Below are 13,272 nucleotides of genomic sequence, written 5' to 3'. Positions count from 1 at the left end.
GGAGAAGGTCATGAATAAAGTGAAGACAATGAATATTGCGCTGATCGGGTATGGTTTTGTAGGTAAGACGTTCCATGCCCCGCTGATCCAGTCCGTCGAAGGCCTGAAGCTGGCGGTGGTCTCATCCCGGGATGAAGAGAAAGTGAAACGCGACCTGCCGGACGTCCTCGTTGTCGCCACGCCGGAAGAGGCCATTCAGCACCCGGATATCGACCTGGTGGTTATCGCCTCCCCTAACGCGACCCATGCGCCGCTGGCCACCCTGGCGCTCAATGCCGGCAAGCATGTGGTAGTGGATAAGCCGTTTACGCTGGATATGCAGGAAGCGCGAGATCTGATTGCGCTTGCGCAAGAAAAACAGCGCCTGCTCTCGGTCTTCCATAACCGCCGCTGGGATAGCGATTTTCTCGGCATTAAGCAGGTGATTGAGCAAGGCCGTATCGGTAAGGTGAAACATTTTGAGTCGCATATCGATCGTTTCCGTCCGGAGGTTCGCGTGCGCTGGAGAGAGCAAAACGTGCCCGGCAGCGGCCTGTGGTTCGACTTAGGCCCGCACATGATTGACCAGACGCTACAGCTTTTTGGTCTGCCGCAGTCGGTACAGGGCAACATCGCCACCCTGCGTGACGGCGCGGAGATTAACGACTGGGCGCACGTGGTGCTGAATTATCCGGAACACAAAGTGGTCCTCCATTGCAGCATGCTGGTGGCGGGTGGCGTTGCCCGCTTTACCGTCCACGGCGATAAGGCCAGCGTGGTGAAAGCGCACATCGATCAGCAGGAAGCCCAGCTGCTGGCAGGCGTCGCTCCGGGTAGCGAAAGCTGGGGTGAAGACAGCGACGCTATGGTGCTGTTTAATGCCCAGGGTGAAGCCAGCGCTATCCCTGCGCCAAAAGGCGACCAGCGGCAGTACTATATAAACGTGCGCGATGCCCTGAACGGCAAGATTGACAACCCGGTCCATCCGGTGGAAGCCCTGGCGGTGATGGCGGTGCTGGAAGCGGCGGTAAAATCTTCGGAAACGGGTTCAACTCAGGAACTGGACTTAACGGCGCAGGAGCGCGCGCAACTGCAATAAGCCGCAAAAAAATGCCCTGCGGGTTCGCAGGGCATTATCGGTTACTGACGCTTTTTCGGCATCATGCGCAGCAGCGTGTTGTCCTTCCAGAAGTAGTGATGCATCAGCGCGGCAAAGGCGTGCAAACCAATCACGAAGTACCCCAGATTCGCCAGCGTTACGTGCCACTCCTTTAGGGTATCCACCAGGTCAAAATTCCCCTCCGCCGCATGCGGCATCGTCAGGCCAAACGCAAACCAGTCATTTCCCCGGTTATACATCATCACCATACCGATCAGCGGCAGCGCAATGAACAGCAGGTAGATTACCAGATGCCCGAGATGGGACAGCCCGGTGATCATCGCTTTAGGTTTCGGTTGAATAGGCGGAGCCGGGAATTTGAGGCGGATAAGCAGGCGCGCCACCATCAGCACCAGGATGCTGATCCCGCAGGAAACGTGGATCATATTAATAAGCGGACGATCGGTTCTTGGGAACCACCCTCTGAACTCCATGGCGCAATAGGCCATAATGACTAACAGAAAAACCAGCCAGTGAATGCTGATTTGCAGACCCGTATATTTTGTGCGCATGTTGTTTCCCGATAAAGAATCATTATCGCGCCAACATAACCACCTTTCCTGAAAATGTGAACCCCCTCGCATGGAGGGGGCTCCTGATTACGACTGCAAATAGACCACCTGCGTCTGCAAATACTCATTCAGACCGTGTTTGCCATCCGCCCCGCCGATACCGGATTTACGCCAGCCTGCATGGAAGCCCTGCATCGCTTCAAAGTTTTCACGGTTAATGTAGGTCTCGCCGAACTTAAGCCCCTTAATGGCTTTCATCGCGACGTTCAGGTCCTGCGTATAAACAGACGAGGTTAAACCGTAGTCGCTGTCGTTGGCCCTGTTCAGCGCCTCTTCCAGGGTGTCGAATGCCACCACTGGCAGCACCGGGCCAAAGGTCTCTTCGTGCATGATGGCCATATCCTGACGTACGTCCAGCAGCAGCGTTGGGGGATAAAAATACCCTTTGCCTTCTGCCGCTTTACCGCCAAGGACCACTTTAGCCCCCTCCTGCACCGCGCGCGCCACCTTCTGCTCCAGGCGCTCCAGCGCGGCGGCGTTGATCAGCGGCCCCATGGCAATATCCGTTCGCTCAGCCGGATTGCCAAACTGGACGGCTTTCATTGCCTCGCCCAGACGATTCACAAAGCGGTCGTAGATCCCCTTCTGGACATAGACACGTTCCGCGCAGTTACACACCTGTCCGGTATTGATGACGCGTGAATCCACAATGGCCTTCACGGCCAGCTCGAGGTCGGCATCGTCCATCACGATGGCCGGGGCTTTACCGCCCAGCTCCAGCCCCACTTTGGTGATGTTTTTCGCCGCCGCAGCCATGATCTTTTCACCTGCCCCGACGCTGCCGGTCATGCTGACCATCGCCACTTTCGGGTTCCCGGCCAGCTCCTGTCCGACGGTTTCACCCCGGCCCAGCACCAGGTTAAAGACGCCTTTCGGCAGGCCAATCTCATCGACGATTTTGGCAAACGCAATGGCGTTGTTTGGGGTAAATTCGCTCGGCTTGATAACGATGGTGTTACCGGTGAGCAGCGCGGGAGCGAGCTTACGGGCAATCAGGAAGAAGGGGAAGTTCCACGGCAGAATGCCGGTGGTGACGCCCAGGGCACGCTTAAACACCAGAATATTTTCGCCCGGACGGTCGCTCTGAATGATTTCCCCTTCATAACGGCGCGCCCACTCGGCCATATAGTCGATATAGTCAGCGGTAAAGTTCACTTCCACTTCCGCCAGCTGCTGGATCTTGCCGCCTTCGGCCACAATCAGCGCGCTGATTTCACTGACGCGCTCGCGGATCCCGGCGGAAATTTTGCGTAGCCAGCTGGCGCGCTCAATAGCAGGCAGCGCCTCCCAGCCAGCCTGCGCGCGATCTGCCGCGTCAATGGCCTTGCGGGCGTCCTCGGCGCTGCCGTCGGGGATACGGGAAATGACCTCTTCCGTGGCCGGATTGATCACGTCAATCCATGCATCACCCTGCCAGGCAACAAACTGTCCATCAATATACATAGGATGTTGTACGGGTACTGTCATAACCTGCTCCTGTAATCACACTGTTTTTAACAAGTAAACTTAATGTTAAAAACTATAATTACGGGGCCAATTGCCTACTCTATGAGTCTGTTTTTGTGAGATATCTCATAAAAGAAACGGGTCAGCCCGTTTCCAAAATCACAAATCGGCAACACAGGATGCCCGTTTGCGTAAAAGATGGCGCAAACGGGCAGAGCATCACAGCAGGGAACGGCTCACCAGCGCGTCGGTGAGAATGACGTCGTTTCGCAAGATCTGCCACGCGGCGTCCACGTCGGCAGGGATATCGACATGGGCAATGAAATCACGTCCCGCCGGACCGTAGCCGTTGATGTCGTCCCTGAGTCGCGGAAATTCACCCAGCACCAGCGACAAGTAGCGCTCTACCGGCCATAACCCCTCGACCGGGCCGCTAAACACCAGACCGTCGTCGCTGTTTTGCAGCACGGGCGTCAGGCCGGGATGACTCACCCATGCGGGCGATGCGGCCTCGTCGCGGCAAACGCGGGCAAACGTAGCCATTGTGCGACGCTGCATTGTCGGGTCCTGCACCACCAGCACCCGGGCGGCGTTCAGTCCGGATTGTTTCATCAACGCCCGGCTGAAGCGGGCGTTTTCGCCACAGTTGGTCGACTGATCCTCAACGTGAAGATGCTCGGCCGGAATGTTCCAGAATTCACGGGCGATGTCGGCCAGAATAGCCGCCTCAGCACGTCCGGTGGTGGGTATCCTGTTATAGCGGGGGTGTTTCGCAATCGCGGCGTAGAGGAAGGTCGTCGAGTGACCGATCCCGCCGCTGATGATCAGAGGAACACCCTGTTCAGCCGCGATTTTACAGGCAGCATCAATCGCGGGGATCACCGCATTACCCGCCAGAATCACCAGATCAACGGGCTGGTTGTCCTGATAGTCGTCCTGAGCAAGCCACGCCCCAACGGTATTCACGGCGTCGAGGGTTGTGCCAGGCAGACAGGGAAAAAGTGCCATTGTCATCGTTACCTCCTTACAACATACAGAGCCTTCGATTATCCCCCTTTCTGCGCGTCATGCTATGGCATGAATGCTGAAAAAACGGGCCGGAACGTTCTCAAAAAGCACTCACATTTGATTAACATGAGAAAATCGTATTCACTTGAATTATGATTTGCGTCAGCCTTAGAATCATTAGCCCGCTCACAATTCAACTTTTAGAAAGGTAAACCACGCTATGCGCCTGCCCCAACGCGACCCTTATGCTCCTCGCGAGTGGCAGCCACACGAGAAACCCGCCCTCCTGGGTTCCCCTTCCACCCCGGAGCATCCGACGTCGAAACGAATCGCCTATGGCGTGGTCGGCCTGCTGGTGTGTCTGACCGGGGCGCTGGGTAACGCGGTCGTCACCGCCAATCTGCAAAACCTGCAAGGCACCTTTGGCGCCTGGTCGACTGAAATCGCCTGGTTGCCTGCCGTCTATGTCATGACCAACGTCTCCATCAACCTGCTGCTGGTAAAGTTTCGCCAGCAGTACGGTTTGCGCGCCTTTACGGAAGGCTTCCTGGTGTTGTATGTGCTGGTCACCTTTTTCCACCTGTTTGTGAACGATCTCAGCTCGGCGCTGATGGTACGGGCGGCTCACGGGATGGTCGCCGCCGCGCTCAGCTCGCTCGGCATTTATTACCAGATACAGGCCTGGCCCGCGAAGCACCGACTGAAGGCGCTGACCATCGGCATAACCGGGTCGTCGCTGGCGATCCCGCTGGCGCGGCTGTTCTCCACCGAGCTGTTACAGCTTGATGAGTGGCGCGGGCTGTACTTCTTCGAGCTGGGTCTGGCCCTGATCTCCCTGGCCTGCGTGATGGCGCTCAAGCTGCCGCCGGGCGATCGACGCAAGGTCTTCGAGAAGAAAGATTTCATCACCTTCTTTTTGCTTGCGCCCGGCATGGCGCTGCTGTGCGCGGTTCTGTCGTTAGGGCGTCTGGACTGGTGGTTTGAAGCGCCGTGGATCGGCTGGGCGCTGGCTCTCTCGCTGGTGCTGATTGTCTCCGCGATCGTGTTTGAACATAACCGCAACAACCCGCTGCTCAATACCCGTTGGCTCTCCAGCGGCAGCATCGTACGCCTGGGGCTGATCATGCTGCTGATCCGCATCGTACTGGCGGAGCAGAACACGGGCGTCATCGGCTGGCTGCAATATGTAGGCTTACAGAATGAACAGATGACCCATCTGGCGTGGGCTATTTTCGCCGGGATCGTCTGCGGTATCGTCACCAGCTGTCTGACGATTAAGCCCACTAAACTGGCCTGGCCGATTATCACCTCGCTGGCGCTGATGATCGTTGCCTCGCTGCTGGACAGCCAGTCCAACAACCTGACCCGGCCGGATCAGCTTATATTCAGCCAGTTCCTGCTGGGCTTCGGCAGCGCGTTCTTCCTGGCGCCTGCGATGCTGGCCGCCATTGGCGGGGTGATCGCCGATCCGCGCAATCTGGTCAGCTTTTCCGTGATGTTTGGTATGAGTCAGAACCTTGGGGGCCTGCTGGGGTCCGCCATCCTCGGCACCTTCCAGACCTGGCGCGAGAAGTACCATTCCAGCCTGCTGGCTGACCAGCTCACCACCCTTAACCCGCTGGTGAACGAACGCATTCAGCTTTACACCCAGATGTACAAAAGCCTGATTGGCGACAGTTCCCTGCTGGGAACTCAGGCCATTACCCAGCTCCAGACGGTGACGGCGCTTGAGGCAAACATCCTGGCTTACAACGATACTTATCTCCTGACGGCGAGCATTGCCACTGCCACGCTGGTCTGGATTTTATGGCGCTTGCTACGCCTGCGCATCACCGCCCGTATGGCCCTTAAGAACGCCACTGGCAACAAGTAATGACTATTTTTCAGGAGAAGTTATGAGTCAGCAGGATGCCGCCAAAGAGCAGGCCAACACCCGCAAAAATGTGCGCGTCGTTTCCATTTTCACCGCCGCGGCTATCGGCATTGTCGGGGTACTGGTGATCCTTTATGCCTGGCAGCTGCCCCCGTTTACGCGTCATGCCCAGTTTACCGATAACGCCTACGTGCGCGGCCAGACCACGTTCATCAGTCCCCAGGTAAACGGCTACATTACCGAGGTCCATGTTCAGGATTTCGCGCAGGTTAAAAAAGGCGAGCTGCTGTTGCAGATAGATGACCGCATCTATCGCCAGCGCGTCCATCAGGCCGAGGCGCAGCTGGCAATGAAAATTGCAGCCCTGAATAACAACCTGCAACAGCGCAAAAGCGCGGAAGCGGTGATTGCCAAAAACGAGGCGGCGCTGAAAAACGCCCGTGCCCAAAGTCTGAAAACCCAGGCGGATTTGAAACGCGTGAAAGAGCTGACCGCGGACGGCTCCCTCTCCATTCGCGAGCGCGATTCGGCGCTGGCCAGTGCCGCCCAGGGGAGCGCCGATATCGACCAGGCGAAAGCAACGCTTGAGATGTCGCGTCAGGATTTACAAACGGTCATCGTCAATCGCGGTTCGCTGGAAGCGGACGTTGAGAATGCGAAAGCCGCGCTGGAGCTGGCGCAGATCGATCTGCAAAACACCCGGATTGTCGCGCCGCGTGACGGTCAGCTCGGGCAGATTGCGGTGCGTCTGGGGGCGTACGTCACCGCCGGGACGCACCTTACCACGCTGGTCCCGCCGCAGCACTGGGTGATCGCCAATATCAAAGAGACGCAGCTGGCGAATTTACGCGTCGGACAGCCAGTGAAATTCACCGTCGATGCCTTAAACGATAAAGCCTATCAGGGGCGCGTGGAGAGCATATCCCCGGCCACAGGGGTCGAGTTCAGCGCTATCACGCCGGATAACGCCACGGGCAACTTTGTTAAAATCGCCCAGCGCATCCCGGTACGTATTGAGGTACTCGGTGAGCCGGAGGCGTACCGGCTGCTGCGTCCTGGCATGTCGGTGCAGGTGACCATCGACACGCGGGAGGCGAAACAATGACCCTTCGCCCGATAGCCGGCCTGCTGATAATGGCTTTCCTGGCGGGATGCCAGTCGGTAGACGTTGAGCCCGCCAAATCGTCCCTGCACATACCGGCCCAGTGGCGCGCGACGTCGGGGCCAGCCAGCCCGACAGAGCAGCTCTGGTGGCGAAATTTTCACGACAGCAATCTGAATCGCTATGTGGATCAGGCGCTGAAGAATAACAGCGACGTGCTGATTGCCCGCGAGCGGATTAACGAGTACCAGGCCCGGGTGTACGCCGCCGATGGCAGCCTGTTCCCGTCGCTTGACGCGGGCGTGACCGGGACGCGCGCGCGCTCGCAGTCCGCCGCCACGGGGCTTCCGGTATACGGTACGTTGTACAAAGGCAGCCTGACCGCCAGCTACGACGTGGATATCTGGGGCGTAAACCGCAGCACCTCCCGTGCCGCTGAAGCGTCGCTGGAGGCACAAAAGGCGGCGGCTGCGGCGGCTGATCTTACCGTCGCATCCTCGGTGGCCTCCGGGTACGTCACCCTGCTGTCGCTGGACGAACAGCTTCGCGTTACCCGGTCCACGCTGAAGTCGCGTGAAGAGGCGTTCAACCTCGCCAAGCGACAGTTTGAGACGGGATACAGCTCTCGCCTTGAGCTGATGCAATCGGATTCTGAGCTGCGCGCCACCCGCGCCCAGGTTCCACTGCTTCAGCACCAGATTGCGCAGCAGGAAAATGCGCTTAGCCTGCTGCTGGGCAGCAACCCGGGTGACGTTGCGCGCGGTGAAAGCTTTGATGCCCTGACGCCGCTGAAACTGCCCTCCCAGCTGCCGTCGACGCTACTGAACCGACGCCCGGATATCGTCCAGGCTGAACGTCAGCTGATTGCGGCGGACGCGACGCTGGCGGCATCGCGCGCCAGCCTGCTGCCGTCGATCAACCTCACGGCCACGGGATCGGTGCAGGATCGCACGCTGTCGGGATTGCTGGATAACCCGCTACAGCTCTGGAGCGTGGGCGGCAGTATTCTTGCGCCGCTGCTGAACCGTCAGGCGCTGAATGCGCAGGTAGATATCTCTCAGTCCCAGCGGAATCAGGCGCTGTATAGCTACGAAAAAACCGTGCGTAACGCGTTTGCTGAGGTGAATGACAGCCTTGATGCCATCACCCGCTATCAGGAACAGCTTACCGAGCTGCTGGCACAGCAGACGGTCGCGCAGGAGACGCTGCGGATTGCGCAAAACCGCTACCGCAACGGATACTCTTCTTATCTGGATGAGCTCGATGCGCAGCGCACGCTTTTCTCGGTGCAGACCAGCGTGGTACAGGTGAAAAACAACCTGCTGCTGGCGCAAATTGATTTGTATAAAGCGCTGGGCGGCGGCTGGAGCAGTGCCTGAAGACATGCCCGGTGGCGCTGCGCTTACCGGGCCTACATTTCGCACCCGACGATACCCTCCAGGGAGTCAATCTATGCAACAACAGTGGTGTTCAGTAGATACTTACATGATTTCTTCGCTTATTCCTGAGGATGAGGTTCTCCAGAGCGTGCTTGAAAACAACAAACGCGCCGGTTTGCCCGAGCACGATGTTGCCGCTAATCAGGGGCAACTGCTGGCGCTGTTTGTCCGCATGACACAGGCGCGTCGAATACTGGAAATCGGTACGCTGGGTGCGTATAGCTCAATCTGGATGGCGCGCGCCCTGCCGCCGGATGGAAAGCTGATTACGCTTGAAGCGGACCCGAAACATGCCGCTGTTGCACGCCAGAACATTCACCTTGCGGGACTCAGCGATCGTATCGAATTGATTGAAGGCCCGGCGCTAAAGTCGCTCGAGAATTTCGGTGACGTCCCTCCCTTCGACCTGATCTTTATTGATGCCGATAAGCCTAACAACCCCGGTTACCTGAAGTGGTCGCTGCACTACTCCCGCCCCGGCACGGTCATTATCGGTGACAACGTGGTACGTGACGGCGAGGTGATTAACGGGCAAAGCGACGATGCACGCGTGCAGGGAGTACGGAAGTTTATCGAGATGACTGGAGATAACCCGCGCTTAACCGCCACTGCGCTGCAAACGGTGGGCATTAAGGGATGGGATGGGTTTACGCTGGCGATGGTGAACGGGTGAACAAAAGCCGGGTGGCGGCTACGCCTTACCCGGCCTACATGTTTTACCGTAGGCCCGGTAAGCGCAGCGCCACCGGGCAACGGTTTTAGCCGGAAATCTGCTCCATCGCCTGCAAGATACGCTTATCCGAAATGGGATACGGCGTTCCCAGCTGCTGAGCGAAGAAGCTGACGCGCAGCTCCTCGATCATCCAGCGGATCTCCCGCACGTCGTCGTCATCGCGACGCGCCGGCGGCAGTTTGTTGAGCCACTGCTGCCACGCCTGCTGCACGTTTTCGACTTTCAGCATCTGCGCACGATCGCGATGCGGATCGACCGCCATTTTCTCCAGACGCTTCTCTATCGCCTGCAAATAACGCAGCGTATCGCCCAGACGCTTAAAGCCATTGCCGGTGACAAAGCCGCGATACACCAGCCCCGCCATCTGCGCCTTAACGTCCGACAGCCCCAGGGCCATGGTCATATCCACCCGCCCCTTCAGGCGCTTGTTGATATTGAACACGGCGGTAAGGATCTGCTCGACCTGTTTGGCAATCTCGACCACGGTGTCGTTCAGCTCCGCGCGCACCTTTTCATGAAGCTGAGCAAAGCCCTCTTCCGTCCAGACCGGACCGCCCGCCTTGTGGATCAGCTTATCCACACCGCAGGAGATGCAGTCGTCGATCAGGTCCAGCACCTTACCGTACGGGTTAAAGTAGAGCCCCAGCTTGGCTTTGTTCGGCAGCTTCTCGTGCAGATACTTAATCGGCGACGGGATGTTAAGCAGAAGCAGTCGACGCAGCCCGCGCCACATCATCTGCTGTTGCTCCTGCGGATTGTCAAAGAGCTTAATCGCCACGCTGTCGCGCTCATCCACCAGCGCGGGCCAGGCTTTCACCTTGTAGTTCCCGCGCTTCTGCTCGTAGCTTTCCGGAAGCTGACCAAAGCTCCAGATGTGCAGCCCGCTCTGCTCAATGCCGTCATCGGCCACCGCAGAGAGCGTCTCCTGGACTTTACCTTTCAGCGCCTCTTTCAGCTCCGTCAGAGAACGGCCTTCGAGCAGCTTTTTGTTTTTATCGTCCACCACGCGGAATGTGATTTTCAGGTGATCGGGCACCTGATCCCAGTTCCAGTCGTCGCGGTCGATGGTGGTCCCGGTCATACGGCGGAACTCACGCTCCAGCGCGTCCAGCAGCGGCAGCTCGAGCGGCGTGACGCGGCCTAAAAACGCTTCGGCGTAGTTCGGCGCTGGCACAAAATTACGCCGCACCGGTTTAGGCAGGGATTTGATTAACGCAATGACCAGCTCGCGGCGCAGGCCGGGGATCTGCCACTCAAACCCGCTCTCTTCCACCTGGTTTAACAGCGGCAGCGGAATGTGCACCGTCACACCATCGGCATCCGCGCCCGGCTCAAACTGATAGGTCAGACGCAGCTTGAGGTTGCCCTGATGCCAGAAGTTCGGATAATCGAGCTTGCTGACCGACTCCGCGCCCTCTTTGATCAGCATGCTCTTTTCGAAGTTGAGCAGGTCCGGGGCCTCTTTGCTGGCTTTCTTCCACCAGCTGTCGAAATGGCGCGCCGAGATCACATCGTGACTGATGCGCTGATCGTAAAACTCAAACAGCGTCTCGTCGTCCACCAGAATGTCGCGACGGCGGGACTTGTGCTCAAGCTCTTCCACCTCGGCGCGCAGCTTCAGGTTTTCGCGGAAGAAGGCATGACGCGTCTGCCAGTCGCCTTCCACCAGCGCGTGGCGGATAAACAGCTCGCGACTCAACGCCGGATCGATCTGGCTGTAGTTAACCTTACGCGCGGCCACCACCGGCAGGCCGTAGACGGTGACTTTTTCCGTCGCTATCACCGCGCCCTGCCCGCGCTCCCAGTGCGGCTCGCTGTATGAGCGTTTCAGCAGGTGCTGCGCCACCGGCTCAACCCACTCCGGATCGATACGCGCGGCGATACGCCCCCACAGACGGCTGGTTTCCACCAGCTCGGCGACCATGGTCCACTTCGGCGGCTTCTTAAACAAACCGGAGCCCGGGAAGATGGAGAAACGCGCGTTGCGTGCGCCGGTATATTCCTGCTTATCCGCATCCTTCATCCCGATATGAGACAGCAGGCCAGTCAACAGGGCGATATGAATTTCGCGGTACTCCGCCGGTTCACTGTTCACCGGTATACCCAGCTCTTTCACCACCTGGCGCAGCTGGGTATAGATATCCTGCCACTCGCGTACGCGCAGATAATTGAGGAAATCCACCCGGCACTGACGGCGGAACTGGTTCGAGGAGAGCGCTTTTTGCTGCTCGCCAAGGTAGTTCCACAGGTTCACAAAGGCGAGGAAATCGGACTCTTTATCGTGGAAGCGACGGTGTTTTTCATCCGACGCCTGCTGCTTGTCCATTGGACGCTCGCGCGGATCCTGAATGGAGAGCGCCGAGGTGATGATCATCGCCTCGCGCACGCAGCCGTGTTTTTGCGCCTCCAGCACCATGCGCGCCAGACGCGGGTCGACCGGCAACTGGCTAAGCTGGCGGCCCAATGGCGTTAGCTTGTAGGCCGTCGCCTGTTCGTCGGTGGTGATGGCCCCCAGCTCTTCCAGCAGCCGCACCCCGTCCTGAATATTGCGCTTATCCGGCGCTTCCACAAACGGGAAGGCGGCGATATCGCCCAGCCCCAGCGCGGTCATTTGCAGGATAACGGATGCCAGGTTGGTCCGCAGGATCTCCGGATCGGTAAACTCCGGGCGCGACAGGAAATCGTCTTCCGAATAGAGACGAATACAGATCCCTTCCGACACGCGGCCGCAGCGGCCCTTACGCTGATTAGCCGACGCCTGCGAAACCGGCTCAATCGGCAGGCGCTGAACTTTGGTGCGGTAGCTGTAGCGGCTGATGCGCGCCGTACCCGGGTCGATCACGTATTTAATGCCCGGTACGGTCAGCGAAGTTTCGGCCACGTTGGTCGCCAGCACGATGCGGCGCCCGCTGTGCGGCTGGAACACGCGGTTCTGCTCGCTGTTCGACAGGCGCGCGTACAGCGGCAGGATCTCGGTATGGCGCAGATCGCGCTTGCTGAGCGCATCGGCGGTATCGCGGATCTCGCGCTCGCCGCTCATGAAGATCAGAATGTCGCCAGAACTCTCGTTGCCCAGCTCGTCGACGGCATCAAAGATGGCCTGAAGCTGGTCGCGCTCGGTATCGTCCGCCTCTTCCACAATCGGGCGATAGCGCACTTCCACCGGATATGTGCGTCCTGACACCTCGATAATCGGCGCATTGTTGAAATGTTTTGAGAAGCGCTCCGGGTCGATGGTCGCGGAGGTGATGATGATTTTCAGATCCGGACGCCGGGGCAGCAGCTCTTTCAGGTAGCCGAGCAGGAAGTCGATGTTCAGGCTGCGCTCGTGCGCTTCATCGATGATGATGGTGTCGTACTGCATCAGCAGACGATCCTGCTGGATTTCCGCCAGCAGGATACCGTCGGTCATCAGCTTAACCATGGTGTTATCGCTGACGTGGTCGCTGAATCGCACCTTGTAGCCGATGCAGCCGCCCGGCTCCGTTTGCAGCTCTTCCGCAATACGGTTCGCCACGGTGCGCGCCGCCAGACGACGCGGCTGGGTGTGACCGATCAGCCCTTTCACCCCGCGGCCCAGCTCCATGCAGATTTTCGGCAGCTGAGTGGTTTTACCTGAACCGGTTTCCCCCGCGACGATCACCACCTGGTGGTCGCGTACGGCCTCAAGAATGTCCTGTTTCTTCTGGCTGACGGGCAGATTTTCCGGATAGGTAATCTCCGGACGTGCGGCTTCACGCAGCACAACTTTCCCTGCCGCCTGTTCAATCTCGTTGGCCATCTCCAGGTAAATGGCCTGTTGTGCATCAGGATTTTTAACCTTCTTAACGCCGTGCAGACGGCGCGCAAACCGCTGTTTATCGCGCAGCATCAGCGAATCAAGCTTTTGCATCAGCATCGGGAAGGTCAATTTTTGGTGTTCTGTCATAGCGTTAACGGGCAGTGCACTGCCGGATAAAAT

Annotated in this window: 9 protein-coding genes; 5 read left to right on the top strand and 4 right to left on the bottom strand. The window is 58.4% G+C overall.

Annotated elements, in window-relative coordinates:
• Positions 1–10 precede the first annotated feature (10 nt).
• Complete coding sequence (locus FZF21_RS10340; protein WP_023303701.1) at positions 11–1,078, top strand: oxidoreductase; 1,068 nt, start codon at positions 11–13, stop codon at positions 1,076–1,078.
• Positions 1,079–1,119: 41 nt separating this feature from the next.
• Here the strand turns inward: FZF21_RS10340 and cybB are convergent, their stop codons facing one another.
• The 3 genes from cybB to FZF21_RS10325 form a co-directional block, all read right to left on the bottom strand.
• On the bottom strand, positions 1,120–1,650 hold the full coding sequence (gene cybB, locus FZF21_RS10335) for a cytochrome b561 (protein ID WP_015570570.1): 531 nt from the start codon (positions 1,648–1,650) through the stop codon (positions 1,120–1,122).
• 87 nt (positions 1,651–1,737) lie between these two features.
• Entirely contained in the window at positions 1,738–3,177 is a 1,440-nt protein-coding gene (aldA, locus tag FZF21_RS10330; protein ID WP_047738531.1) for an aldehyde dehydrogenase, read from the bottom strand.
• A gap of 198 nt (positions 3,178–3,375) precedes the next feature.
• Complete coding sequence (locus tag FZF21_RS10325) at positions 3,376–4,170, bottom strand: YdcF family protein (protein ID WP_017384495.1); 795 nt, start codon at positions 4,168–4,170, stop codon at positions 3,376–3,378.
• A gap of 220 nt (positions 4,171–4,390) precedes the next feature.
• Here FZF21_RS10325 and FZF21_RS10320 point away from each other — a divergent pair, with 220 nt between their 5' ends.
• From FZF21_RS10320 to FZF21_RS10305, 4 genes are all read left to right on the top strand, one after another.
• The gene (locus tag FZF21_RS10320; RefSeq protein WP_086523986.1) at positions 4,391–6,037 is read left to right on the top strand and encodes an MFS transporter; all 1,647 of its coding nucleotides are present in this window, start codon (positions 4,391–4,393) and stop codon (positions 6,035–6,037) included.
• A gap of 22 nt (positions 6,038–6,059) precedes the next feature.
• Entirely contained in the window at positions 6,060–7,142 is a 1,083-nt protein-coding gene (locus tag FZF21_RS10315) for an HlyD family secretion protein (RefSeq protein WP_017693458.1), read from the top strand.
• Complete coding sequence (locus tag FZF21_RS10310) at positions 7,139–8,518, top strand: efflux transporter outer membrane subunit (RefSeq protein WP_023303697.1); 1,380 nt, start codon at positions 7,139–7,141, stop codon at positions 8,516–8,518. The genes FZF21_RS10315 and FZF21_RS10310 overlap by 4 nt, the downstream gene beginning before the upstream one ends.
• Before the next feature lie 73 nt (positions 8,519–8,591).
• Complete coding sequence (locus FZF21_RS10305; protein ID WP_149121376.1) at positions 8,592–9,251, top strand: O-methyltransferase; 660 nt, start codon at positions 8,592–8,594, stop codon at positions 9,249–9,251.
• Between the two features lie 85 nt (positions 9,252–9,336).
• Here the strand turns inward: FZF21_RS10305 and hrpA are convergent, their stop codons facing one another.
• Positions 9,337–13,239: an ATP-dependent RNA helicase HrpA gene (hrpA, locus tag FZF21_RS10300; RefSeq protein WP_149121377.1), complete on the bottom strand. Its 3,903-nt coding sequence runs from the start codon at positions 13,237–13,239 to the stop codon at positions 9,337–9,339.
• Between the last annotated feature and the right edge of the window lie 33 nt (positions 13,240–13,272).

Origin of the sequence: Enterobacter sp. LU1 (genome assembly GCF_008271405.2) — a bacterium.
Classification (GTDB): domain Bacteria; phylum Pseudomonadota; class Gammaproteobacteria; order Enterobacterales; family Enterobacteriaceae; genus Enterobacter; species Enterobacter hormaechei_C.
The sequence above is the reverse complement of the archived record's forward strand: the minus strand, read 5'-3'. Positions and strand labels throughout refer to the sequence as shown.

Coding starts and splice junctions, on each gene's coding strand:
- FZF21_RS10315 (WP_017693458.1), top strand. CDS start 6,060: ATGAGTCAGCAGGATGCCGCCAAAGAGCAGGCCAACACCCGCAAAAAT.
- FZF21_RS10340 (WP_023303701.1), top strand. CDS start 11: ATGAATAAAGTGAAGACAATGAATATTGCGCTGATCGGGTATGGTTTT.
- FZF21_RS10310 (WP_023303697.1), top strand. CDS start 7,139: ATGACCCTTCGCCCGATAGCCGGCCTGCTGATAATGGCTTTCCTGGCG.
- FZF21_RS10325 (WP_017384495.1), bottom strand. CDS start 4,170: ATGACAATGGCACTTTTTCCCTGTCTGCCTGGCACAACCCTCGACGCC.
- cybB (WP_015570570.1), bottom strand. CDS start 1,650: ATGCGCACAAAATATACGGGTCTGCAAATCAGCATTCACTGGCTGGTT.
- FZF21_RS10305 (WP_149121376.1), top strand. CDS start 8,592: ATGCAACAACAGTGGTGTTCAGTAGATACTTACATGATTTCTTCGCTT.
- hrpA (WP_149121377.1), bottom strand. CDS start 13,239: ATGACAGAACACCAAAAATTGACCTTCCCGATGCTGATGCAAAAGCTT.
- aldA (WP_047738531.1), bottom strand. CDS start 3,177: ATGACAGTACCCGTACAACATCCTATGTATATTGATGGACAGTTTGTT.